The sequence below is a fragment of the Thiohalocapsa sp. ML1 genome (genome assembly GCF_001469165.1).
Classification (GTDB): domain Bacteria; phylum Pseudomonadota; class Gammaproteobacteria; order Chromatiales; family Chromatiaceae; genus Thiohalocapsa.
In genome coordinates, this window is the sequence record NZ_JABX01000012.1 from 121,262 (window position 1) to 144,753 (window position 23,492).

A 23,492-nucleotide genomic window follows, 5' to 3' on the forward strand; every position below is an offset into this window, starting at 1 on the left:
TGGCGATGCAGGGGTGCTAGCTGTCGCCGCCGTTGTCCGTCGCCTCTTCGCCGCCCAGCGTGAAGCTGAGTGATTCGAGAAACTCGCGTTCGAGCTCGTCGATCAGGGTTCGGCGGGCGGCCAGGATGCGATCGACGGCGTCCGGAATCTCTCCACCCGGCCGATTGTGGTAGTGCGCCATCGGGGCATCCAACGGGATCAGATATTGAGGCAACATCTGGCGTCGTGCCGCGCGCATTGCCTCGCGTGCAGCGCCGGACGTCTCCGATTGCGGCAGAATCAGCAATTCCGTGATTGGGTTCAACTCCTGCCGCACATGTTGGAGCTCTTCGGGCAGGGCCACGATCCTGTTCTCAGGCAGGGTCCCCTCGCGACCTGCGAAGAGCCGATGAACTGCATCCACCCCTTGCTCACCGAGGGCGCGCTGCGTACGTTCCCGCAATTGTTCATCCTCGATTCTCCAGGTCATCTGCAAGGCGAGCGCCCTGGTGCGTGTCGCGCGGAAGTTGAAGGTGCGGATGGGATCGATCTTGCGGATCAGATCTGTCGGTATCGGGTCGCTGCCGTCGGTCACGGCCTGGCAGAGGGCGTCAATGGCCTCACGAATGCGCTTGCCCGACATCCCGGTGAAGTACTCGCCGTAGGTCGTAGCCCAGAACCAGCGGTTCACGGTACCGTATTGGTTCAGATCGAGGTTTTCGCCCTTTAGGCGTCGACCTAGCTCGGCGATGGCGACGAGCTGGGCCGCATAGGGCAGCGCACGCGGGCCGCGGACGCCGAAATCGGCGAGCAACAGGACTGCCCATCCGACCGCCTGCCGCAAGTCGTCGAACACCTTGGTGCAGCCGTATTTCTTGACCAGTCCATTCAGTTTGGACGGGGCAGCGTCCAAGATGTTCAGGCCCCAGCGGATCTTCAGCACATTCAGGAAGATCTGCTCGTCAAGTGCGCCCCACCCATATGGCTCCAGTTCCGCGCGCAGTGCCTCAATTTTGGTCTCGACGTGACAGCCGTCGGCAGAGGCCAGCGCCCGGACCATGTGCGTCTCATTCATCGGCTTGCCGCCGCTGTTCACTCGCACGAAGCTATCTGTAACCAGGCGCAGATCCTCGCTGACTAGCGGCACGACCGGTATCTGGTAATCCTTGAAGCGGTTCGCGAGCAGTTCCGCACGCTGCGACTCGTCGTCGAGCCCGGCGTCGAGCAGGCGCCTTTGGCGCTCGTACAGGCGCTTGGGCTCCAATAGGGCGTGCATCGGCAGCCAGGTCGGCGGCGGCTGCCGGTTGCGCGCAAGGAAACGGAACGGCCGGTCGCCGGGCTCGGCCGCCAGGTCGTACCAGACCGGCCAGCGCACGCCCTGTGCCAACAGCGGGCTAGGGTCAGCCGTCCAGTTCAGCGCCGCGTACAGAGTCGCGAGGCGCTGATGCCCGTCGAGCAGGTAGCTGCGCGGTACCTGCGAACCCGCCAGGGTGGGCAGGCGAAAGGCGCCTAGGGTGTCCAGGCAGCCAAGGTCGTGGTCGCGTGTGCGCCACACCAGGATCGCGCCGATTGGCATCTCCTTGTCCACGCTGTCGAGCAGATCGAGCCGGCGATCGTCGTCCCACTCGAAAGGGCGCTGAAAGTCGGGGATCAGAATCGCGCCACTCCTGACCTGCGCAAGCAGGGCCGAAAGCCGGGGCACCTGCGGCGTCTCGAACAGTTCAGCCATGGGCTAGAGCCTCGCGAGCAAGGTGTTCAGGATGGTCTCGCGGTCGGGCTCGCCCGGCGCACGATTACGCTCGAATTCGCGGCGAAAGTCCGCTTCCGAGGCATGCTCCAGATACGCCGCAATATTCTTGCCGAAGCCGTTCTTTAATGCGCCACGATCGGTGTCGGACAAACCGTGGAACAACGGATCGAGATCGGCATCCTGAATCCGACGTGCCTTCTCTTCAACTTCTTTGCGGACAGCCGGAGATAAATCCGCGAGCAGGCCCGACTTCATGTTGTACTGCCGCGCCGCCTGGGGTTTGTCTCTGCGCAGCTTGCACAGTGCATCGGCCATCTTCCGACGCTTCGTGCCTTCCGCGCCGGATTTGTCGGACTGCCAACGGCGCAGCGCCGTCTCAGGCAGATAATTCTCGATGGTGCGCCGGTCGAGTTGATGGTGGCCCAAGGGCCAGGGTCGCTCGGGCGCCGATTGGCACAAGTCCTTCATCGCAAGCGAAGCACGCGAAGGCTGGCTGCGGTCCGCGGGGTCGGCATCGCGATCGAACATCACCCACAAGCGCAATAACCTCGCAGCGTTGCTCGCCGACGCAAAGGGCTGCTCCACCAGATCTTTGAGCCATGCTTTCATTTCCCCCAGCCCACCAGCGTGCAGGATTTCCAGCCAGCCGCGGTCAAGCGCCCGCCGCAAGTGGTCGCGTTGGGCGAGCGGTGCCAGCGCGAGCAGAAAGCGCCAGTCGGCTCGGCGATTCTCGACCATGACGCCCAGTGGCGTTTGCAGCAGGCGCAACGCGTCCGGGAGGCAGAGCTGGCCCGCCGACCAGTCCGAAGATGGGAGCGAGGCGACCGTGATGCCGACGGCCCCCGCGGGCATCCGTGCTGCGGCGTCCGGTCCCTGGCTCAGTACCTGACGGAATTGGGCAGCCGTTCGGGTCGGCAACTGAGATAGCCATTGCTCGATCGCGCTCGGCCCGCGCGGGACGAACGCCGGGCGGGTCAAGATCACGTGCCGGCCATCACTTGCCAGCGCGAACAGATTCAGAAACGCCGGGTCTTCAGCTTCGGGACCGGCAAAGAATGCTGCATCGATCAGGACGCGCATGATCAGCCGAACGCGCCACCTTGCAACTGCTGATCCAGCAACCTTCGGGCGAGCGCCTGATCCTCATCGAACGCGGCCTGCGGCCAACCCCCGAGCGGGCGACCGTGCCGGTCGAACTTCACCAGTGTCGCTATGCTCTCGCCGGTCGGCTCCTGGTCGATCCAATAGGCCCGCACCCGCTCCGGCGCCAAACGCCCCTCGGCGAGGGCCAGTTGCACGCCGAGCATCAGGACGCGGGAGTGGGTCTCGACGACGATGGTCGGTGCGTCTGCGCCGGAGGCGATTTCGCAGAAGTGGTTCGCCAACGCCTGCTGGGCGTTGGCGTGCAGATGGCTTTCCGGCTCCTCCACGGCGAGTATCCCGGCGCTGCCGCGTGCGCGCGCCAAGGCACAGGCGACAAGCACCGGGAGCACCTGGATCATGCCCTCGCCGGTATCGAGTAGATCGATGTCGCGCAAAGGTCCGCTGCTCGGATTGAGCAACAGCCGGTGCATGGGCTGCCCGACTGTGGCCTCGGCTCGCTCTAGGCGCCGCCCGATCTCGGGCCGGGCGTACCAAGCGGCAACGTCGTCGAATACTGCTGGGTCGGTGACGACGACCTCCGCGGCGTTGGCGCCGTCGGCGTCGAGCAGGCCGAAGCGGCGGCCCGTCCTGGTGACCAGGCGTGACCAGCGTGACCGCACGGATCGTAGCCATTGAATCTGTCCACGCAGCGTCAGCAATCGCCCGCGCAGCGCGGCCAGCGCCGGCGGCAGGGCGGGGTCGGCCGCCGGCACCAACCCGGCGAAACGCGGCTGAACGACCTGTTCGTCCGACCCGTTATCCGCGCTTACGCGATAGTTCTCATGCTCCGGCCAGGGCTCGGCGGCCGCGCGGAAGGTGAGCCCGTCCGGACCTGAACATTTGTAGCCCGCGATGATGGTCTGGTTGGCCTCGTCGATGTACTTGATGACGAAGCCGTCGCGGCAGCGCTGCCCGTCGTCATCGCTCCAGTCAAGCGCCAGCGCCATCTGCTTGAGTCCCGCGGCCTTGCCGGCACGCGCCGGCACATCCAGAAAGCTCGCGCCCGCACCGGCGACCCGACCGATGTCGAAGGGCGAGGTCGCGCCGTCGGCCACCGAGTCCGCGAGGATCGGCAGGAGTCTCAGCACCGCGCTCTTGCCGGCATTGTTGCGCCCGTACAGCAGGGTCAGCGGGCGCAGCTCCAAGTCGAGCCGGTCTGGAAATGCGCGGTAGCCGCCCGTCGAGAGTCCGGTCAGTTTGAACATGGCGATTGGGAAGGTGGTCCGCGATTTGTCGCAAAGCCCGGATTCTAAACCGCAAGCGCGGACGTCAAGGGGCGGGCGTTGGGGGCGGGCCCCGAGCTCCAATCTCCGGCAATAGCCCTCCGGGAGGCGTGTGTACTGCGACCACAACCCCGCTTCCCTACCGGCCGGTGCGGCAGGCAAGGATTCTCGGTGATGCGCGCGCAAGCGAGCGCGCCGCCGGTGCTGCCCGCCACGCTTGAAGGGCGCTGCAACGGCGGACTTCGCGGCAGCGCGCTTCGCGAGCAAATGCCCGTTCAACGGGCGTGGCGGCGGGGTGCGGCCGCCGGGGAGCCTCGCTCAGCCCGCCAGTGCCTCCCGCACCCGCGCGCAGCGCGCCTCCAGGTCCGGCGCGGCGGCGGCGGGGGCGGCTGCATACCACTGGCGCAGTAGCGCGAGGGGCTCGTCGCTGCCGGCGCCGCTGTCCGTGCTTGCGCCATCGCTCATGCGCGCCTTGAGGCGCTGCACCTGCAGGGTCATGCGCTCGGTCTCGAGCGCCGGCGGCGACGGGACGCCGGCGGCGATTTCCAGTCTCAGGCAGAGTGCCCGACGCTCCTGCATCGCCTGCGGCAAACTTGACCGCAGGCGCGCGAGTGCGGGCTCGTCACCGTCGGCGGCCGCGAGAATCAGCGTTGCGGCTTGCTCGAGGCGCTTGGCCGGCGCCGCGTCGTCGTCGAGCGTCGGCAGTGCCTCCCAGGCGGCGCGCAGCGCGGCGGCGTCGGCACCGGTGCCGGCCGCGGCGATGAGCCCGCGGGCGGCGTCGTCGCACCAGCCGGCGCGTGCGGCGAGCGCATCGAGGGCCGCCCAGTCGGCCTGCCGGGTCAGCGCATCAAGCCTTGCCTCGGCCGTCTCCACCGCCGCTTGCCAGCGCCGGCGCAGGGCCTGGAGCTTGGCCTTCGGCAGCGCCAGCGCGTCGGTGTCGCGCCAGCGCCGGTGCTGCTCGCGGAGCGCCCGGCGCAGCGCGTCGGGGTCCGGCGCCGCCGCCGCGGCGGCCTCCAGCGCGGCGCAGATGGCGTCGCGGGTCGCGAGGTTGGCATCGAGCTCGGCATGCTGCGCCCGCTGCTCGGCGTCGCGGCGCTGGAAGACCGCGTCCGCGGCGGCGCGGAGCTCCTGCCACAGCGCGTTCTCGTCCCGCTGGCGGCCCGTCACCGTGGGCTGCCAGCGTCGTTGCACGTCCTTCGCGGCCTCGATGGCGGCGCGCAGGTCCGGGGCGTCGGCGAGCTGCCGCATCTCCTCGATGAGCCCGCGGCGCTCGGCGAGGTTGCGCTCGCGCTCGGCGTTCAGCGCCTCGTCGAGCCGACGCAGGGACTTGCGGAAGCGGCCTTCCAGCGGGCGCTCGCCGCGCCGGCGCCGGCCCGCGGCGGGCAGCGCTTCCGGGCCGAGGGCGGCCCAGGCCTGGCGCATCTCGCGCTCGGCACGCATGGCCTTTTTCCAGTCCATGCGCTCCCAGTCCACCTGGTCCAGAAAGGCTTCGAGCTGCTCGCACAGCGCCAGGCGCTGGGCGCGGTTGGCGGCCTGGATCTTGGTTTGGGCCTCGTAGAAGGGCTTGCAGCGCTCCCGGATGTGCTCGGCGGCGATGCGAAAACGCTGCCATAGCGCGTCGTCGGCCGGGGCGCCGTTGCGGTCCAGCGCACGCCAGTCCTCGCTGAGCCGGTCGAGGTGGTTCGCGAGCGGCTCCAGCTCGTGCGCGACGTCGGCGGCGAGCCGCTCGATCTCCTCGCACAGGCCGAGGCGATGGGTGTCCGCGCCCCAGCGGCGCCAGCGTTGCAGCTCTTTCAACTGCGGCTCGATGCACCTGAGATGCGTCTCGGCGGCGGCGCTGTCCGCGGCGGGCAGCCCGGCGGAGCGCGCATGGTCGAGGGTTGCGCGGATGCTCTGATACAGCGGCTCCGCGTGCTTGAGCTGGCCGTCCGCGAAGTGGCGGTCGAGCTCGGCGAGGCGCTCCGGCAGCGCGGCGAGCTTGCGGCGGATCTGCTCGCGGTGCTTGTCGAGCCGCTCGACGATCTTGTTGACCGCCGCGCGCGTCGCCTCCGGTACCGCACCCTCGGCCGCGAGCCTGGCGAGCCGCTGCTCCAGCGCCCGCACGCGCTTGGGGTCGAGCTCACCGGCGCCGGCTGCCTGCTCGGCGTCGTGGGCGAGGGCCGCGGCGGCCTGAGCGTGCTGCCGCCCGGCCTGCAGGCGCTCGCGGTGCTCGTGGGCGGCGGCGAGCGCGTCGGCATGGGCGCGGCGCAGATTGGCCGGCGCGACGGCGGGGTCAGCCGCCTGCCAATCGCGGTCGATCTCGTCGAGGCGGGCGGCAAGGATGTCGAGATCGTCGATGGCGACGCAGTCGGCCAGCGCCCGGACCAAGGCGTCTCGGTGCGTGGCCAGGGCGGCGTCGGCCTCGACGGCGGCACGCTGGGCCGCGTGCTGGTCGGCATGCGCGGCGGAGCGGGCCAGGAAGTCGGCGCGCAAGCGCTCGCGACGGGCGCGGCGCTCATCATCCAGCAGCTCGCCGGCGTCGGCCGCAAGGGCGGCCCAATCGCGGTCCAGCAGTTGCAGCAGCGCCTGGTCCTGGCTCCAACTGTCGAAGCGACCCAGGCGTTCGAGCTTCTCGCAGATCGAGTCGGCCTGTGCGCGCAGCCGGCGCGGGCGCTCTTCGGCCTCGGCGATGGCCCGAAGCCGGTCCTTGACCAGTCGGTAGACGCCCTTGTCGCGCTTGGCGGTGCGCCGCTGCAATTGCTCTAGCGCGGTGCGGTCATGGATGCGCTCGGCGGCGGCGAGGCGGTTGGCGGCGAGCGAATCATCGACGGCGCTCGCGGCCAGTTGCTCCGGGTCCTGCAGCCGATCGATGGCGGCACGCCGGAGCTCGGGTTCCGAGGCTTCGCGCGCCACATGGGCGATCAGCACCGGGTCGTCGGTTGCGGCCAGCGCCGCGCTGCGCTCGGCCAGCGCCGGCCCCTGTTCATCGAGCCCGCACAGGAGCCGGCGGTAACGCGCCCCGGCGAGGTCCCGCACGCCCGCGTCCGCATCGTCGGCGGCGATGTCGCGCAGCACCTCAAGCTGCACCAGCGCATGGCAGGCGTCGCGCCGGGCGGCGGTCTCCGGCGCGTTGCGGGCGATGTCGATGAGCGCGGCCGGGTCCGGCTGGCGACGGCCGCGGGTCTTGTCGAGGAGCTGCTTGAAGAACATCGGCGACGAGGCACTGGGGCGGCGGGGCAAAGCGCCGGATTATAGGGGAGCGGCGACGTTGCCATGCCGGCCGGCTTGATCTGGTGGCGGTGAATGGGGGCTGGCCTGCGATGGCGCCGGCGCCGAGGGCCAAGGGCCAAGGGCCGAGGGCCGAGGGCCGAGGGACCGCCGTCCTTGACCCTTGGTTCAACTCGCCGGCTCTCAGTCGGCCCCGAGGGCACGCCGCAGCAGGGTCGGATCAATCGGGATCGGGATACCCGTGGTCGCGGCGATGCTGCCGAGCGCGCGCGCGAAGGCGCCGTCCGGCGTCGGCTTGGCGTCGAAGCATTGCTCATACACCTTTGCTGCATGGCGGATGAAGCCCGTGGCGATGTCCCCGGGCGAGCGCCGCGCCGGCATTGAGGCGGCGCGCGGCTTGCGCCGTGGCTTGGGCGGCGGCGCTGCGCCGGGTGCGGCAGGGCACGACAGCGCCGTGGCGGCGGTGGCGAGCCGCTTGATCTCGCCGGTCAGTGCGTCGAAATAGGCCCCGCCGTAGTCGCGCCGATAGCGGTCGCCGTCGGTGAGCGCCGCGGACAGGCGTGAGCGGCTGGCGGCGTCGAGCGCGTCCAGGGCCGCCGCGAGCGCGTGGGCTTGGCGGGCAAGCTCGGGCTCGGTTTGGGCTGCGTCGGCTGCCGGTGGCCCGGCCTCCGGTGCCATCGCGGGCTCGGGCGCGGCGGTTGCGCTCGGCGCCGGCCGCCGGCCGAGCGCGTCGTCGAGCACGGCCAAGTCGTAGGCAATCGCCCCGATGAAGATCTCCCGCGCCGTGGTGTCGCCGAGCCCGGCCTGCGCGAGGTCGGCGGCAATGGCCTCGCGCTCGGCGGCGGTGAACGGGAAGGGCTCGATGAAGCGCTTGCCTGCTGCGGCCGTTTGCGCTGGGCCGGCCTTGCGCCTGCCGCGGTTGCGGCGGTCGTCGTCCGCCGGGTCGTTCGGCAGCTCATCCGGGGGCGGGTGCAAGGCGCTCGGGGGCGGGTCGCCGCGGGCGCGCCAGTCGGTCTTGGGCATGGTTGTTCCGGATGAAGCTGGAGCAATTGATCGCAAGTGAGACAGGGCCGAGGGCCGAGGGCCGAGGCGGGCTCCCTAGCCCCTAGCCCCTAGCCCCTAGCCCCTAGCCCCTCTCTTCCCGCTTGCAGGAAAGGATTGCTGCGCCGCTCCTCGCCGAAGGTGCTCATGGGTCCGTGGCCGGGGACGAAGTGGACGTCGTCGCCGAGTGGAAAGAGCCGCTCGCGGATGGCGTGCAGCAGGTCGCGATGGTTGCCGCGGGGGAAATCGGTGCGGCCGATGCCGCCCGCGAACAGCACATCGCCGACTTGTGCGAGGCGTGCCTCCTCATCGAAGAAGACGATGTGCCCGGGCGTGTGGCCGGGGCAATGCAGCACGTCGATCCGCCGCTCACCGAGCGCCAGGGTCTCGCCGGCGCGGAGGAATCGCTCCGGGCGGAACGGCTCCTGCGGCGGAAAGCCGAACATCTGTGCCTGCTGCGGCAGCGCGTCGAGCCAGAAGGCATCGTCCGCGTGCGGCCCCAGAATGGGCACGCCCAAGCGCGCCGCGAGTGCGGGCGCCGCGCCGACGTGGTCCATGTGGCCATGGGTCAGCAGGATCATCGCGGGCTCCGCCTGCATGGTGGCCAGCGCGGCGAGGATGCGCTCGGGCTCGCCGCCCGGGTCCACGATGGCCGTGGCATTCGTCACCTGGCAGCGCAGCAGCGTGCAGTTCTGCTGGAAGGGGGTCACCGGGATGATGCGGTAGTCCATGAGGCGCGCGTCTCGGGTTGGCAGGAAGGCCCGGGCTCAGGGCTTCGGCTTCTGGAGCGTCAGCACCGGTCGGGTGCCGGACAGGCGGTCGTACCAGGCTAGGCCGTCGCGGTCGAGCAGCACCCAGAGCAGGCCGGCGCCGGCCGGGGCTAGGGTGAGTACCGCGAGCAGGAGCCGGCGCAGGGCGTCCGCGGCGCGGAGGTTCTCGCCGTCGGCCCGCAGCAGTCGCGTGCGCCAGGCGCGCATGCCGAGCGTCTGCCGCCCCCCTGTCCAAAAGTAGACGTAGTAGCCGGCGATGACCGCGAGCAGGTAGGCCTGGAACAACAAGCGCGCCGGCCCCGTGATGGACTCGCTGCCGGCGGCGGCGGAGTAAAGCGTGTAGAACAGCGCCGCGGCGACGACGAGCACGCTGAAGACGAGCAGCAGGTCGTAGGCCATGGTCGCGAGCCGCCGAAGCAGGCCCGGCGCACGGGCGCGGGACAGGTCTTGCGCGACGGTCTCGGTTGTGCTCTGTAGCATCGGCTCAGTCTGCGCGCTCAGGGGCTCGTTGTCACTCATCTGGTCTATTCGGCGCTGTGCTTCACTGCGGTTGGGTTGGTGGGCGCGCGGCGGCGCCTTGGCGTGGAGCGCCTGCGCGGCCGCGGCGTCAGGGGGCCGTGCTTCGGCTAGACTAACGCGTTGATCCTGCAAACAGCCGTCCCGTGAACGTGCCTCGACTCTTCATCAAACCTGCGATCTATCGGCTGCTACGGCACCTGCCGATGCCCCTCATCGCGATCCTGATCGGGCTCCTGGCGGGGCTCGGCGTGTGGGGCGTGCTCGATCAGGTGCAGAGCCGGGCGGTGGAGCGCATCTTCAATCAGGAGCTCACGGCCAGGCTCGATCTGCGCTCGCGCGAGAGCCTGCTGCGTTTCGATCAGTACATGGCGAACTATGCCGCAACTGCACGGCTGCTCGCCAACCATCGTCGCCTGGCGCAGTACCTGGAGCCGCTGTTCTGGTTCCCCGAGGATTCCGTCCAACCCGTGGTGTATGAGCAGTTCCAGCCCTTCTGGCTGCCGGACTTCTTCGGCCGCAACGCGCTCCTCGCGCCGAGCCATGTGCTGCTGATGGACAACCGCGGGCAGGCGCGCGAGATCTACCAAGCCGGCGACGAGCCGCTGCCAGCGGAGATGCTCGCCGAGAGCCCCGGCTGGGCCGGCACCGGCGACGACGTGCGCGCGGTGCTGGCCCGCGCCGGGGACCAGCCCTATCTGGTGGTTAGCGACCGCGTCGAGGACGCCGGCGGCTACGGGATGGGGCATCTGGTGGTGGTGGTGCCCATCGACGCGGACTTCCTGGCCGCCTCCGAGGGCAGCGTGTCGGCGGACAGCTCCGCCGTCGCGCTGGTGGATGCGGACGAGCAGCGCATCCTCGCCACCAACGAGCCGCAGGAGCTCTTTCCGGGCACGCAGATGGAACAGTGGGCGGATGAGTTCGTGATCACCTCGCAGTCGCTGCCGGAGTACGAAGGCTCCAACTGGAACATGCTGTTTGCGACCTTCATCCCGCACTCCAGCGTCGACGCCATGAGCGAGCGGGTGGTGGACTTCGAGCGCAACCAGCGGCTGATTGCGGCGCTCGTGTTCATCGGCGTGTTCACCCTCGTCATCTATCTGGTATCAGCGCGGCTGAACCGGGTGCTGACGCGCATGACGCGCTTCTCGCAGCGGGCGCTCGACATCAAGCAGCCCAACTTCAAGCGCGGCGGCAACCAGTTGCTGCTGCTGGAGGAGTGGATCCAACACTTCACGAATCTGGTGCTGAAGGCGCGCGAGGAGATGAGCCGCAGGCACGCCCACGAGATGCGCGAGACCGAGGCGCTGAAGGCGGCGATCATGGAGGCGTCGCTCGATGCCATCGTGACGCTGAACCGCGCCGGGCTCATCATCGATTACAACCCGATGGCGGAGTCGATGCTGGGGCTGACGGCGGCGGATGCGGTGCATGGCGATTTCGCGCGGTGCTTTCTCGATCCGGCCGAGCAGGCGGCCTTCTTCGGCATCCTGTCGCAGTCGGGCCGCCGCCAGCAGGGCGCGCGGCGCCCGCACGCCCGCGGCGAGCTGCGGGCGCGGCGCGCGGACGGCGCGCGCTTCCCGGTGGAGATGTCCATCGTGCCCATCGACATCGACGACGAGCGCGTCTACACCCTGTACATCCACGATGCGACCCAGCGCAAGGCGGCGGAGCGCGAGATCAAGAGCCTCGCACGCTTTGCGAGCGAGAGCCCGAACCCGATCCTGCGCGTGAACGCCGAGGGGCTCATCGTCTATGCCAACGCGGCGAGCCGTCCGCTGACCAACGCCTGGGCGAGCGGGCCGGGCGAGCTGCTGCCGGCGGCCTGGATCGAGGAGGTGCAGGCGGCCCTTGACGAGGGCCACAACCGCGAGCACGAAGACGACCAGGGCGAGCAGATCTACTCGCTGCTGTTCGTGCCCATCACGGACCTGGGCTACGTCAACATCTACGCCCGCGACATCACCGCCGTGAGGCGTGCCGAGCAGGAGTCCCGCCAGCACCAGTCGGAGCTGGTGCACGTGTGCCGGCTCAGCACCATGGGCGAGGTGGCCACGGGCATGGCGCACGAGCTCAACCAACCGCTCGCGGCCATTGTCAATTACGCCAAGGGTGCGAGCCGCCGCCTGCAAAGCGGCATGCTCGATGCACCGCCGCTGGTGGAGGCGATGCGGCAGATCTCCGCCCAGGCACAGCGCGCGGGCGAGATCATTCGCAGGCTGCGGGCGCTGGTGGGCAAGCAGGCGCCGATCCGCAGTGTTGTGGACCTCAACTATCTGGTGCGGGAGGTGTGCGGCTTCCTGGAGTTTGAGACCGCGAAGCTTGAGCTTCGCATCGCGCTGGACCTCGCCGACGGCGAGATTCCGGTCAACGTGGACCTGGTGCAGATCGAGCAGGTGCTGTTGAATCTGCTGCGCAACTCGCTGGATGCGCTGGAGATGCGCCCCGCCGGCCAGCGCGAGCTCGCCATCCTGACCCGCGCCCGTGCCGGCCAGGCCATCGTCGGCGTCGTCGACAACGGCCCGGGCATCCCGCCGGAGCGCATGGTGCACCTGTTCGACCCGTTCTACACCACGAAGGAGACCGGCATGGGTATGGGGCTTGCTATCAGTCAAACCATCATCGACGACCACGGCGGCGAGATCCGCGCCGAATCCGAGCCGGGCGCGGGCACCATGTTCCAGGTGCGCCTGCCGCTCGCGGAGCAGGGCGCCGCCGACATCGCACATGAGCTGGAGCCGCCGCTGGCGGCGGGGGTGGGACGATGAGCCGAGAAGAGACCGTCTTCGTCGTCGACGACGACCAGGCCATGCGCAGCTCGCTGCAATGGCTGATCGAGTCCATGGGCATGCGCGTCGAGACCTACGCGTCCGCGCAGGACTTCCTGGACGCCTACTATCCGGGCCGCGCCGGCTGTCTCCTGCTTGATGTGCGCATGCCGGGCATGAGCGGGCTGGAGCTGCAGGCCTATCTCGCGCGCCGCGAGCAGCGCATCCCGGTGATCATGATCACCGGCCACGGCGATGTGTCCATGGCCGTGAAGGCCATGAAGAGCGGCGCCGTGGACTTCATCGAGAAGCCCTTCGACGACGAGGCGCTCATCATCAGCATCAAGAACGCGCTGCAGCACGACGAGAAGCAGCGCGCACTGCGGGCGCAGCGGGCGGACATCGCCGCGCGCATGGCGGAGCTGACGCCGCGCGAGCACGAGGTCATGCTCATGGTCACGGATGGCAGGTCGAACAAGGAGATTGCAACCGCGCTTGGCGTCAGCGCCAAGACCGTCGAGGTGCACCGAGCCCGGGTCATGGACAAGATGCGCGCGGACTCGCTGGCCGAGCTGGTGCGGATGGTGCTGATTGCGGGCGGGGCTGCTTGAGGAAGGGCCGAGGGCCGAGGGCCGAGGACCAAGGACCAGGATTCATCCACAACGCGCGGTTACCTTGGCCCTTGGCCCTTGACCGTTGCCTTCAAGCGATCGCTTCCGATGCAAGACAGCCTGCGCCCCACGTCCAGCCCCAGGCGCCGGGTTCTCGCCTGGGCCTTCTACGACTGGGCAAATTCGGCCTTTGCGACGGTCGTCATCGCGGGCTTCTTTCCGGTGTTCTTCGCGCAGTTCTGGGCGAAGGATCTGCCTGCCGGCGCGAGCACGCAGTGGCTCGGCTACACCTCCAGCGCCGCGAGCCTGATCCTGGTGCTGTCGGCGCCGCTGCTCGGTGCGCTGGCGGACCAGCTTGGGGCCAAGAAGCGCTTTCTGCTCGGCTTCACGCTGCTCGGGGTGCTCGCCACCGCGGCGCTCTACTGGCTCGGTGCCGGGCATTGGCAGGCGGCGCTTGCCTTGTACCTGGCCGGGTTGCTCGGATTCTTCGGCGGCAACGTGTTCAACGATGCACTGATCACCGACGTTGCCGCCCCGGCGGACTACGAGCGGGTGTCGTCCCTCGCCTACGCGCTCGGGTATCTCGGCGGCGGTCTGCTGTTCGCGCTGAACGTGCTGATGGTGCTCTCGCCCGCGAGCTTCGGCTTTGCCGACGAGGGCGAGGCGGTGCGGGCGGCCTTCCTGGGGGTCGCGCTGTGGTGGGCGCTGTTCTCGGTGCCGCTCGCACTCTACGTGCCGGAGAGCCGGGGGCGCGACAAGCGCACGCTTGCCGCCGCGGCGGGCGGCGCCTTCCGCGAGCTCGCCGCCACCTTTCGCGAGATCCGGCGCCTGCCGAACACCTTCCTGTTCCTGCTCGCGTACTGGTTCTACATCGACGGCGTAGACACCATCATCTTCATGGCCGTCAAGTACGGGCTGGACCTCGGCTTTGCGTCCTCCAGTCTGATGGTCGCGCTGCTGATCACGCAGTTCGTGGGCTTCCCGGCCGCACTGGTGTTCGGCCGGCTCGGCACCCGCTTCGGGCCGAAGCCCGCGATTCTGGCGGCCATCGGCGTCTACGTGCTGGTGGTGTTGGCGGCGACGCAGATGACCCGAGTCGAGCACTTCTATGCGCTTGCGGCCAGCATCGGGCTGGTGCAGGGCGGCATCCAGGCGCTCAGCCGCTCGCTCTTCGCGAGCCTGATCCCGGCCGGCGAAACCGGCGAGCTGTTCGGCTTCTACAACATGGTCGGCAAGTTCGCGGCGGTGCTGGGTCCCTTCCTGGTGGGCACGACCGCGGCGCTGGCGGGGGACATCCGCCTGTCGCTGTTGCCCGTGCTGCTGTTGTTCCTGCTCGGCGCCCTGCTGCTCCGGCGGGTGGATGTCGCAGCGGGGCGGCGCGACGCGGCGGCGCTGTCGCGGCTGGGCACGACCAGCGCGACCGACGGCTTGATGCGCTGAGGCAAGCGCGCGAGGAAGGGCCGAGGGCCGAGGCCCAGGGCTAAGGCGGCCCTGCTCGGTGCTCGGTCCTCGACGCTTAGTGGGTATCGCTTAGTGGGTATCGCTTAGTGAAGACTCAGAAATAAGGTGTACAACTTCTTCTAACTACGAAAAACACGAAACATACGAAAAGGTCGGCGGGTGGCCGAGCATTTTTCGCGCTTTTCGCGTGTTTCGTAGTTCCTTTTCAGTCGTCGATGCCCTCGGCTTTGGCGACACAGGTGTTTGAGTTGTTTTTGAACCGTCACTTAGTGCGTATAGCTTAGTGCGTATCGCTTTTGGCGGCTGACCGGGTGGCGTGGCCGCGTAGCCCTATCTGATCCCTGATGTGAGTGGGTGGAAATACCAACTAATCGCAGGGTGTGCCATGGGTTCTGACGACAATTGTCATGGCTCGGTAATTAGGAATATAAGAAAATACTTCCACTGGTGGGTGCAGCGCGTGTCGAGTGCGCGTCTCCCTGCCGACGATGCGGACACTGCTCAAGCTGTATCCGAAGTGTGGTCGCAAATCATTCAATGCGCTGCCGCAACGGCACGCCACGTTCAGGAGTCCAGCCATGAAAGCATTGAACATCGTGAAGCAACTCTACGCCGGCGAGCTCATCTCCATCGCCGTGCTTATCGCCGCCGCCGCCGCCGTCATCTACGGCGTCCTGAGCTGATAGCAGCCTGATCGACCCGCGCCCGCGCCGGAGCCCTCTCCGGCGCGGGCGGTCGCGCTGAAGCCATGCCCAGCGATGCCGACGCGCATCGAAGGGCATGGGTTTCTCAGCGCCTGCGCGTAATACCCTCAGCCTCCAGCCCTCCAACCCGCGTTGTCATTGTGCGACGTGGCGCTTCTGCGTGCCGGAAATTTGACCGGCATGCCACCCCGAACGAAAGTCGCTGCGCTCCCCGGCGTCGGCGTCGGCGTCGGCGTCGTGCAGCAGTGCGCGCGTCCCGAGACCGTGTCAGGTCGTTGTCGACCGTGCAATATTCGACAACGACAACGACAACGTAGAAACCCGGCCATCCTGGCCTGACGGTATGCGGGTTGGAGGCCCCCACGACATCCGCGCCGCTTCCCCCCGACGAAGCCTCTCTGCGTCTCCCCTCTTGATCACGTTAGGCACGGCTGAGTCCGATAGCCTTCCGACCCCGACCCCGACCCCGACCCCGACCGCGATCCCGATCCCGATCCCGATATCCCGACCTCGACCCGATCCCGACCCGCGGCGCTGCCTGTCGACCGCTTCGCTTCGCCTCCTGGGCCTTGATCATCACTCCGACCAGCGCGCGGGGGCTGCTACGGAGCGCGGCGGCTGTAGGGCCGCGGGCCGAGGAAGGCTCCCTCGGCCCGCGGCCCTCGGCCCTCGGCCCTTCCCCCAGGTGTGGTCGTACACTTGACTCATCTGCAAACTCTCAAACTGAGGTATGCCCGACAAGCGGGCTCGAGACCGCGCCGGCGCCGACTGGGAGCGCCGGCTTTCAGCCGGCTTCGCGTGCCGGGGGCTCGATGCCCCCGGCGCGCGATCTGCGGCGCGGGAGCCGGGCGGTTGCCCATGCCGCGCGGCCGGCCGGACGAGCGCGCATGTGCTCTCTGATCGGCCAGGACGCCGCCGACGCGGCATGGAGCCGCGCCGGCGGCGAGCCGGCTGGAAAGCCGGCGATCCCGGTCCGCCGCGCCGGCGGCGAGCCGGCTGGAAAGCCGGCGATCCCGGTCCGCCGCGCTGGCGGCGAGCCGGCTGGAAAGCCGGCGATCCCAGCGCAGTAGTGTCCGCTGTGCGAACCGCTTGCGTGCGGCAGGCGATGTGGCCGGCACGATGATCGAGGCCGCCTCCTGTTTGTGCCCTGACTGCCGAGCTTGGCGGCTACGGCTGCCCGTCGCGCTTGGCATCGGCGCCAGGCGGGGGGGCAGGTCGGCCTCCTTACTCATCTCTCAAGTAATTGAGTAAATGCTTAACTAGGCAATTAGATGAATAATTAAATGGTCGTTCCGTAGACTAATGAAAAACCATGATTGATAATTGTCAATCCTCCTGCATTTGTGCTATCGATCTTGTTGCAAACCCCTGTGTCATGTGCGAAAAGCGGCATGTCGCGCAAGCCCATTTCATTGTCTCGCTTGATCTGTGTCAAGCAGTGCCGTCAGTGTGGCTATTCAATCGCGTGTTTGCAGTTACAGTTATTCGCACGGCACCCTGTACTTGAAATGGCAGACGGTTGTGCTCTGTTTCGCAAGCAGAAATTGCATTGGGTGCCGGCTGCATACGGGCATTGGCGGGTAGCGTCTCCGCCGGATTAGACCCTAACAGCATATTACCAACATGTGGAGGATTCTCGATGGCCTATGAAGCAACCTTGGGCGATCTGTTGCGCAGCCAAGGTGTGAGCCGGCGGGCGTTCATGAAGTTCTGTGCGACCACCGCATCCATTATGGCGCTGCCGGCCGGCGCTGCCTCGGCCATGGCGGAGGCCCTGTCTGCAGCGCGCCGGCCGTCCGTGATCTGGCTGTCGTTCCAGGAGTGCACGGGCTGCACCGAGGCCTTGACCCGATCCCATGCGCCGACCATCGAGAACCTGCTGTTCAATTTCATCTCGCTGGACTATCACCACACCCTGCAGGCGGCCGCGGGCGACGCCGCGGAGCATGCGCTCAAGGAGGCCATGCAGGCGAACAAGGGCGAGTATCTCGTGCTGGTAGACGGCTCGATCCCGCTGCTGGAGTACTGTTCCACCGTCGCCGGCCACAGCAACAAGCAGATCCTGGAAGATGTCTGCGCCGATGCGGCCGCTGTCATCAACATCGGCACCTGCTCCGCCTACGGCGGCATCCCCATGGCCAAGCCGAACCCGACCAGGGCGGTGGCGACGGGCGACATCATCAAAGACAAGCCCATCATCAACGTGCCGGGCTGCCCGCCCATGCCGCTCGCCATCACCGGCGTCATCGCCCAGTACCTGACCATGGGCAAGCTGCCGGAGGTCGACCACCTCGGGCGCCCGGTGGCCTTCTTCGGCGAGAACATCCACGACCGTTGCTATCGCCGCCCGTTCTACGACCGCGGCCAGTTCGCCGAGACGTTCGACGACGAGGGCGCGCGCAAGGGCTGGTGCCTCTACAAGCTCGGCTGCAAGGCGCCGGTGGCCTACAACGCCTGCGCGCACGTCAAGTGGAACAACGGCGTCAGCTTCCCGATCCAGTCCGGTCACGGCTGCATCGGCTGCTCGGAGCCCGGCTTCTGGGACATGGGCGGCATCTACGAGTCCGTTGCCAAGGGCAACTTCGGCGATGGCGCCAAGCTCGGTGCCGCCGCGGTAGCGGGCGCGGCGCTCGGTGCCGGCGCGGCGGTGCTGGCGCGGCGCAGAAAGTCAGAGGTGCATCACGAGGAGGGCGCGGAGAGCTGAGCAACGAGACTCAGCGGCAGCCCCGGGGCCGCGGCCGGACGCGACCCGGTCACGGCCCCGGTGGCTCCCCGCAGAAGACAGAACGACAGAGAACAACAAGACAGAACACGACAGGGCGTCAGAGCCCAACCGATTGCCCCGAAGCAGGTTTGATGCGGCCCGAAAGCGCTGCCAGAAGACCGCCCGGAACCATCCACCGGAGGAGACCGAAACCGATGACACTTCTAGACTTCGCCCGCGGACCGGCGATCCACGCATCGCTGATCATCCTGGCTGCCGGGATCGTGCTGCGCCTGGTCGGGGTGCTGGCGCTCACCCGCGGCGCGGACCTGTCGCGCCCCCGCGATGCCTTCGGCAACTTCAAGGGTTACCGCACGGTGTTCAGCCGGGCCTGGCCATCGAGCGAGTTCAACGCCGCCACCGTCTACCAGACCGTGATGGCCTACGTGTTCCACATCGCGACGCTCCTGGTGGTGATCGGCATCGTGCCGCACATCGAGTTCATCACCAGCCTCACCGGGGCGTCCTGGCCCGGCTTACCGAATTTTATCGGCGTCGCGCTCGGCACCATCGCATTGGTTTCACTGCTCGCGCTGATCGTGCGGCGCTTGTCGAAGCCGGCCATCTACAACTCGACGGTCGGCGATTACATCACCTGGATCATTGTCGCGCTGCCGTTGCTGACAGGGCTGATGGCGTTTGCGCATGTCGGGTTCCGCTACGAGACCATGCTGGCGCTGCACATCCTGAGCGCCGCGTTGCTGTTCGCGTACATGCCCTTCAGCAAGCTCATGCACGCCTTCTGGTTCATCTTCTCCCGCGCCCAGAGCGGGCTTGCCTACGCCCATAAGGGGGTCCGGATATGAGCGCCACCGCCTCGACACAGATCTTTCCGAGCTTCGAGCAGGTCTACCAGGGCCTGGCGTCACAGATCGGCATGCTGCGCGAGATGGCGCCGCAGCCGACCAAGTCCGATGAGAAGCGCCTGCAAGGCGCCATCGACACGCTGATCGCCGATACCAACGCCGACGAGGCCGTCTGGCTGGAGAGCTGCATCCACTGCGGGCAGTGCACCAACGCCTGCCACTACTTCCAGTCCATGCAGGATGCCAAGTACGCGCCCATGCGCAAGATGGATCTGTACCGGCGCGTCTATCACCGCGAGCTGAGCCCCATGCGCTGGTGGCATCGGCTGGTGACCAAGCCGGTGAAGTTGTCGGACTTCGAAGAGGCCAAAGAGCTGATCTACGACTCCTGCACCGAGTGCGGGCGCTGCACCATGGTCTGTCCCATGGGTATCGACACCGCCTCGCTGGTGCACCACATGCGCAGCGCCATGGTGGCCGCCGAGCTGGTGCCGCCGGAGCTGGCGGCGCTGCGCATGGAGCAGAAGCATCAGGGCACGGTATTCGGCTCCTCACCCGAGAAGCTCAAGGAGATGATCGACACCATCCAGGCGCAGGCAGGGGTCCATATCCCGCTGGACAAGGAAACCGCCGATGTGATGGTACTCAGCTCCGCGGTCGATCTGGTGGCCAACGGCAACGGCCTCTTGGCGACGGCCAAGATCATGAACCACCTCGGCGTCGACTGGACCATCTGCTCCGACGGCTTCGAGAGCGCCAATTTCGGGCTGCTCTCCGGCGATATGGCCCTGTGGAAGAAGCAGGCGGATCCCATCGTTGCCGCCGCCCAGCGCGTCAAGGCCAAGACCGTCGTCATCGCCGAGTGCGGCCACGCCTACCCGGCGCTGCGCTGGAACCCGATGCTGCGCAGCGGCGAGCTGCCGTTCCAGATGATGTACATGTCGGAATTCCTGGGCAAACAGGCCAAAGACGGCAAGCTGCGCCTGCGGCCCTTGGATGAGAAGGTCACCTTCCACGACCCCTGCAAGACCGGGCGGCGCGGCGGCGCCTTCGATGAGCCGCGGGCGGTGCTCGAGGCCATGGGTGCGGACTTGGTCGAGATGGCCAACAACAAGGAATACAACTGGTGCTGCGGTGGCGGCGCGGGCATCTTCCTGCTCCAGGACGCCACCAAGCTGCGCGACGAGTCCTTTAAGATCAAGATCCGCGAGGTCAATGAGACCGGCGCCACGGCGGTCGTTGTGAGCTGCGCGAGCTGCCGGCTCAACTTCGAATCCGGTCGCCAGAAGAACCACTGGGACAAGCGCGTGGAAAGCCTGGTGGAGCTGACCGCCGCGCACCTGATTGACAATGAAGCGATTGATGATGAAGCGCCCGCCAGAGGAGCTGTCCAATGACTGCACGTGTCATCGTCGACCCCGTCACCCGCATCGAGGGTCATCTGCGCATCGAGGCGAAGATGAACGGGGGCGTCATCGAACAGGCCTATTCCTCCGGCACCAGTGTGCGCGGCCTGGAGACCATCGTGCTCGGGCGCGACCCCCGGGACGTGTGGGCCTTGGTGCAGCGCATCTGCGGGGTCTGCACCCTCGTGCACGGCATCGCGGGTGTTCGCGCGGTGGAAGATGCCCTGAACTGGGAGATCCCGCCGAACGCCGAGCTGATCCGCAACCTGATGATCGGCACCCAATACGTCCACGACCACGTCATGCACTTCTATCATTTGCATGCGCTGGATTGGGTGGACGTGGTCTCAGCCCTGCAGGCGGACCCGAAGGCGACCTCCGAGCTGGCCCAGTCCATCAGCGCCCATGCCAAGTCCTCCCCGGGCTACTTCGCCGACGTGCAAAAGAAGCTCAAGGGCTTCGTCGAGTCCGGGCAGCTCGGCATCTTCGCCAACGCCTACTGGGGCCACCCCGGCTATCAACTGCCGCCCGAGGCCAACCTGATGGCCACCGCGCATTACCTGGAGGCGCTCGCTTGGCAGCGCGACGTAGCCGAGCTGCATGCCATCTTCGGCGGCAAAAACCCGCACCCGAACCTCTGCGTCGGCGGCATGCCCTGCGCCATCAGCCTGGACTCCGGCAAGCAGGCCGGCACCGCGCTGGACGTGGTCGGCCTGGAGCGGGTGCGCAACGTGCTGGCGCAGATGCACGAGTTCGTGCACCAGGTCTACGTGCCCGACACCATGGCCATTGCGAGCTACTACAAGGACTGGTTCCGCCAGGGCGAGGGCCTCGGCAACTTCATGACCTATGGGGATTTCCCGGCCAAGGGCTATGGCGATCGGGAGTCCTACATGATCCCCGGCGGCGTCATCCTGAACCGCGACCTCTCCCATATCGAGCCCGTGGACCTGGATGCCGAGGAGGAGATCCAGGAGTTCGTGGCCCGCGCCTGGTACGCCTACCGCGCCGGCAAGGATGTGGGCCTGCACCCCTATCAGGGCGAGACGAAGTTCGCCTACACGGGTCCGCAGCCGCCGTACAAGGAGCTCGACGTCGACAACCAGTACTCCTGGCTCAAGACGCCGCGCTGGAACGGCAAGCCCATGGAGGTCGGTCCGCTCGCGCGGGTGCTGATGCTCTACGCCACCGGCGATGCCCGCACCACCGAGCTGGTGGACTGGACGCTCAAGCAACTGGACCTGCCCCTGGAGGCGCTGTACTCCACCATGGGCCGCACCGCGGCGCGCACGCTGGAGACGGCGCTCATCGTCGACCAACTCCAAGGCTGGTACGACAACCTGGTCGCCAACATCAAGGCCGGTGATGTCAAGACCTTCAATGAAGCGCTCTGGGACCCGACCACCTGGCCGAAGGAGGCGCGGGGTGTCGGCCGCCTGGAGGCGCCGCGCGGCGCACTAGGGCATTGGATCGTCATCGAGGACGGGCGCGTGGCCAACTATCAGGCGGTGGTGCCCACCACCTGGAATGCCGGCCCGCGCGACGCGCAGGACCAGCAGGGAGCCTACGAAGCAGCACTCGCGGGGCATGCCCTCGCCGTCCCGGAGCAACCGCTGGAGATTCTTCGTACCGTGCATAGCTTCGATCCGTGCATCGCCTGTGCGGTGCATCTGACCGACCCCAACGGCGAGGAGGTGCTTGAGCTGAAGGTCCAGTAACGGGCGCCCCGCAATGCGCCCCAACGATGCGCCAAGACTGTCGAGGCCGTCGGTCGTGCATCCACAAGCAGTAAAACAGCACGCACCGGCGGCCGGTAACGACCGCCCAAAGGAGGAGTCAACGCCATGACATCACTTCACTTATTGGCCGAGCTGCACGTGCGCGAGTTCGCGTCGCGCCTAAAGCATCAAGACGAGATCAACGCAAGAGACCGTGCCCGCAGCCGCGACGGCGACATCAAGCGCGTGCGCAAGCCCATCGCAAACTGGCGGCAATATGCGATCAACTGCGCCGGGCCGCTCTGTCTGCTCGACGCGGTCGGTCAGGCCGAGGAGAGCTGGGTGGAGCTGTTCGAGACCGCCCCGCGCTGCCAACTGCCCGACACAAAGCCGATGCCGACGGCCAAGCCGAGGCTCCATCGCTCGTTCGATGGGGAACTGCATGTCGATCAGAGCCTGACCATGGCCTGACGACCCTTGCCGCAGCCTGCGCCGCGCCTGCGACGTATCGGCACGGGCCCCGAGGTCGCCGTGCGCCGACACCTGCTGCATGCAGCCGGCGTCGACACGGCGGCCACACCATCAAGCCGGAGGAACTGCGACCATGTATGGCGTTTCGACGAAAGTCAGTACGGGCTTCGACGAGACCATCGAGCGCGTGACCGAAGCCCTGAAGACCCAGGGTTTCGGCGTGTTGAGCGACATCGATGTATCCGCGACGCTGAAGAACAAGCTCGGCGTCGATCTGCGACCCTATCGCATCCTCGGGGCCTGCAACCCCGATTTCGCCCACAAGGCCATCAGCGCCGAGCCCGACATCGGCGTGCTGCTGCCCTGCAACTTCGTCGTGCGCGAGGACGACGCCGGCGATGTGCATGTGCTGTTCATGAACCCGCTGGCGGTCTTGGATCTGGTGGAAAACCCTCAGGTGCCGGGACTGGCGGAGTACGTCCGTGAAAAGCTCGACCTGGTCATGGAGGCGGTGAAGTCCTAACCCGGCAGCGGCAGAATTCGAAACAACGCGGTTGCGGGCTTTGCCGCTGCCGGCGAGAGGCCCCGGCCGCTGAAGACGCGCGCGACCGCCCCCACCTGATCTCCGGTCGGCGCCTCCGCGCGCGGCATGTCCAGCACAGCGACCGGGAGATCCCTGCCATGCCCACAACCCCCAAGAACGTCCTCGGCGAGCCCCTTGAGCTCTGCTCCGAGCGCCCGCGCACCGGCTTCACCCGCAGCGGCAACTGCGAGACCGGGCCGCAGGACTTGGGCTCCCACACCGTCTGCGCGCGGGTGACGCAGGAGTTCCTGGACTATTCGCGCGAGCAGGGCAACGACCTCACGACGCCGGTGCCGGACTTCGACTTTCCGGGGCTGAAGCCAGGCGACCGTTGGTGCCTGTGCGCCGCGCGCTGGCAGGAGGCCTTGGAAGCGGGGCGCGCACCGCGGGTCGTGCTGCGCGCCACCCACGAGCGGGCGCTGGAGACCTGCGCGATGGCCGACCTGAAACGGCATGCGGTGGACCTGTCCTGAGCAAGGCACTCGGCCCGGCTGCCACTTCATCCGCAGCGCCCTGAATATGCGGCGGCGCCCTTGGCATCAGGGCTGCTAGGCTATTGGGTATGAGGCTC

The 23,492-nt window shown here is 67.7% G+C and carries 18 protein-coding genes; 11 read left to right on the forward strand and 7 right to left on the reverse strand.

Features of this window, described 5'->3' with window-relative positions; genetic code table 11:
* Positions 1-16: 16 nt before the first annotated feature.
* From ML01_RS10035 to ML01_RS10065, 7 genes are all read right to left on the reverse strand, one after another.
* Complete coding sequence (locus ML01_RS10035; RefSeq protein WP_058555256.1) at positions 17-1,708, reverse strand: DUF262 domain-containing protein; 1,692 nt, start codon at positions 1,706-1,708, stop codon at positions 17-19.
* A gap of 3 nt (positions 1,709-1,711) precedes the next feature.
* Positions 1,712-2,809, reverse strand: a complete 1,098-nt coding sequence (locus ML01_RS10040) for a hypothetical protein (protein ID WP_058555257.1) — start codon at positions 2,807-2,809, stop codon at positions 1,712-1,714.
* 2 nt (positions 2,810-2,811) lie between these two features.
* Positions 2,812-4,077: an AAA family ATPase gene (locus tag ML01_RS10045; RefSeq protein ID WP_058555258.1), complete on the reverse strand. Its 1,266-nt coding sequence runs from the start codon at positions 4,075-4,077 to the stop codon at positions 2,812-2,814.
* Positions 4,078-4,413: 336 nt separating this feature from the next.
* On the reverse strand, positions 4,414-7,284 hold the full coding sequence (locus ML01_RS10050; RefSeq protein WP_058555259.1) for a DUF349 domain-containing protein: 2,871 nt from the start codon (positions 7,282-7,284) through the stop codon (positions 4,414-4,416).
* A gap of 201 nt (positions 7,285-7,485) precedes the next feature.
* Positions 7,486-8,325, reverse strand: coding sequence for a hypothetical protein (locus tag ML01_RS10055; protein ID WP_058555260.1), 840 nt, complete (start codon positions 8,323-8,325; stop codon positions 7,486-7,488).
* Between the two features lie 89 nt (positions 8,326-8,414).
* A complete protein-coding gene (locus ML01_RS10060) occupies positions 8,415-9,074 on the reverse strand; it encodes an MBL fold metallo-hydrolase (protein WP_058555261.1) in 660 nt (219 codons plus the stop codon).
* 36 nt (positions 9,075-9,110) lie between these two features.
* Positions 9,111-9,593, reverse strand: a complete 483-nt coding sequence (locus ML01_RS10065) for an RDD family protein (protein WP_058555287.1) — start codon at positions 9,591-9,593, stop codon at positions 9,111-9,113.
* Between the two features lie 242 nt (positions 9,594-9,835).
* On the opposite strand from ML01_RS10065, the gene ML01_RS10070 reads away from it, so the two are divergent.
* The 11 genes from ML01_RS10070 to ML01_RS10115 all read left to right on the forward strand — a co-directional run bounded on the left by ML01_RS10070 (position 9,836) and on the right by ML01_RS10115 (position 23,394).
* A complete protein-coding gene (locus ML01_RS10070) occupies positions 9,836-12,397 on the forward strand; it encodes an ATP-binding protein (RefSeq protein WP_058555288.1) in 2,562 nt (853 codons plus the stop codon).
* Positions 12,394-13,008, forward strand: a complete 615-nt coding sequence (fixJ, locus tag ML01_RS10075; protein WP_058555262.1) for a response regulator FixJ — start codon at positions 12,394-12,396, stop codon at positions 13,006-13,008. The genes ML01_RS10070 and fixJ overlap by 4 nt, the downstream gene beginning before the upstream one ends.
* Before the next feature lie 108 nt (positions 13,009-13,116).
* Positions 13,117-14,448: an MFS transporter gene (locus ML01_RS10080; RefSeq protein ID WP_058555263.1), complete on the forward strand. Its 1,332-nt coding sequence runs from the start codon at positions 13,117-13,119 to the stop codon at positions 14,446-14,448.
* Positions 14,449-16,060: 1,612 nt separating this feature from the next.
* Entirely contained in the window at positions 16,061-16,243 is a 183-nt protein-coding gene (locus tag ML01_RS28550) for a hypothetical protein (RefSeq protein ID WP_156427638.1), read from the forward strand.
* Positions 16,244-16,812: 569 nt separating this feature from the next.
* Complete coding sequence (locus ML01_RS10085; protein WP_058555264.1) at positions 16,813-17,877, forward strand: hydrogenase small subunit; 1,065 nt, start codon at positions 16,813-16,815, stop codon at positions 17,875-17,877.
* A 215-nt stretch (positions 17,878-18,092) separates the two neighbouring features.
* The gene (locus ML01_RS10090) at positions 18,093-18,743 is read left to right on the forward strand and encodes a nitrate reductase (protein WP_058555265.1); all 651 of its coding nucleotides are present in this window, start codon (positions 18,093-18,095) and stop codon (positions 18,741-18,743) included.
* Complete coding sequence (locus ML01_RS10095) at positions 18,740-20,140, forward strand: (Fe-S)-binding protein (protein ID WP_058555266.1); 1,401 nt, start codon at positions 18,740-18,742, stop codon at positions 20,138-20,140. The genes ML01_RS10090 and ML01_RS10095 overlap by 4 nt, the downstream gene beginning before the upstream one ends.
* Positions 20,137-21,867 (forward strand): nickel-dependent hydrogenase large subunit, encoded by a 1,731-nt coding sequence (locus tag ML01_RS10100; RefSeq protein WP_058555267.1) that lies wholly within the window; start codon positions 20,137-20,139, stop codon positions 21,865-21,867. Before ML01_RS10095 ends, ML01_RS10100 begins: the two co-directional genes overlap by 4 nt.
* 126 nt (positions 21,868-21,993) lie before the next feature.
* Positions 21,994-22,338: a hypothetical protein gene (locus ML01_RS10105; protein ID WP_156427639.1), complete on the forward strand. Its 345-nt coding sequence runs from the start codon at positions 21,994-21,996 to the stop codon at positions 22,336-22,338.
* 133 nt (positions 22,339-22,471) lie between these two features.
* Complete coding sequence (locus tag ML01_RS10110) at positions 22,472-22,861, forward strand: DUF302 domain-containing protein (RefSeq protein ID WP_058555269.1); 390 nt, start codon at positions 22,472-22,474, stop codon at positions 22,859-22,861.
* A 158-nt stretch (positions 22,862-23,019) separates the two neighbouring features.
* Positions 23,020-23,394: a DUF2237 family protein gene (locus ML01_RS10115; RefSeq protein WP_058555270.1), complete on the forward strand. Its 375-nt coding sequence runs from the start codon at positions 23,020-23,022 to the stop codon at positions 23,392-23,394.
* Positions 23,395-23,492 lie beyond the last annotated feature (98 nt).

What these genes read in the sequence shown, in the direction of transcription:
- ML01_RS10035 (WP_058555256.1), bottom strand. Translation starts at nt 1,708, where the DNA reads ATGGCTGAACTGTTCGAGACGCCGCAGGTGCCCCGGCTTTCGGCCCTG.
- ML01_RS10040 (WP_058555257.1), bottom strand. Translation starts at nt 2,809, where the DNA reads ATGCGCGTCCTGATCGATGCAGCATTCTTTGCCGGTCCCGAAGCTGAA.
- ML01_RS10045 (WP_058555258.1), bottom strand. Translation starts at nt 4,077, where the DNA reads ATGTTCAAACTGACCGGACTCTCGACGGGCGGCTACCGCGCATTTCCA.
- ML01_RS10050 (WP_058555259.1), bottom strand. Translation starts at nt 7,284, where the DNA reads ATGTTCTTCAAGCAGCTCCTCGACAAGACCCGCGGCCGTCGCCAGCCG.
- ML01_RS10055 (WP_058555260.1), bottom strand. Translation starts at nt 8,325, where the DNA reads ATGCCCAAGACCGACTGGCGCGCCCGCGGCGACCCGCCCCCGAGCGCC.
- ML01_RS10060 (WP_058555261.1), bottom strand. Translation starts at nt 9,074, where the DNA reads ATGGACTACCGCATCATCCCGGTGACCCCCTTCCAGCAGAACTGCACG.
- ML01_RS10065 (WP_058555287.1), bottom strand. Translation starts at nt 9,593, where the DNA reads ATGCTACAGAGCACAACCGAGACCGTCGCGCAAGACCTGTCCCGCGCC.
- ML01_RS10070 (WP_058555288.1), top strand. Translation starts at nt 9,836, where the DNA reads ATGCCCCTCATCGCGATCCTGATCGGGCTCCTGGCGGGGCTCGGCGTG.
- fixJ (WP_058555262.1), top strand. Translation starts at nt 12,394, where the DNA reads ATGAGCCGAGAAGAGACCGTCTTCGTCGTCGACGACGACCAGGCCATG.
- ML01_RS10080 (WP_058555263.1), top strand. Translation starts at nt 13,117, where the DNA reads ATGCAAGACAGCCTGCGCCCCACGTCCAGCCCCAGGCGCCGGGTTCTC.
- ML01_RS28550 (WP_156427638.1), top strand. Translation starts at nt 16,061, where the DNA reads ATGTGCTCTCTGATCGGCCAGGACGCCGCCGACGCGGCATGGAGCCGC.
- ML01_RS10085 (WP_058555264.1), top strand. Translation starts at nt 16,813, where the DNA reads ATGGCCTATGAAGCAACCTTGGGCGATCTGTTGCGCAGCCAAGGTGTG.
- ML01_RS10090 (WP_058555265.1), top strand. Translation starts at nt 18,093, where the DNA reads ATGACACTTCTAGACTTCGCCCGCGGACCGGCGATCCACGCATCGCTG.
- ML01_RS10095 (WP_058555266.1), top strand. Translation starts at nt 18,740, where the DNA reads ATGAGCGCCACCGCCTCGACACAGATCTTTCCGAGCTTCGAGCAGGTC.
- ML01_RS10100 (WP_058555267.1), top strand. Translation starts at nt 20,137, where the DNA reads ATGACTGCACGTGTCATCGTCGACCCCGTCACCCGCATCGAGGGTCAT.
- ML01_RS10105 (WP_156427639.1), top strand. Translation starts at nt 21,994, where the DNA reads ATGACATCACTTCACTTATTGGCCGAGCTGCACGTGCGCGAGTTCGCG.
- ML01_RS10110 (WP_058555269.1), top strand. Translation starts at nt 22,472, where the DNA reads ATGTATGGCGTTTCGACGAAAGTCAGTACGGGCTTCGACGAGACCATC.
- ML01_RS10115 (WP_058555270.1), top strand. Translation starts at nt 23,020, where the DNA reads ATGCCCACAACCCCCAAGAACGTCCTCGGCGAGCCCCTTGAGCTCTGC.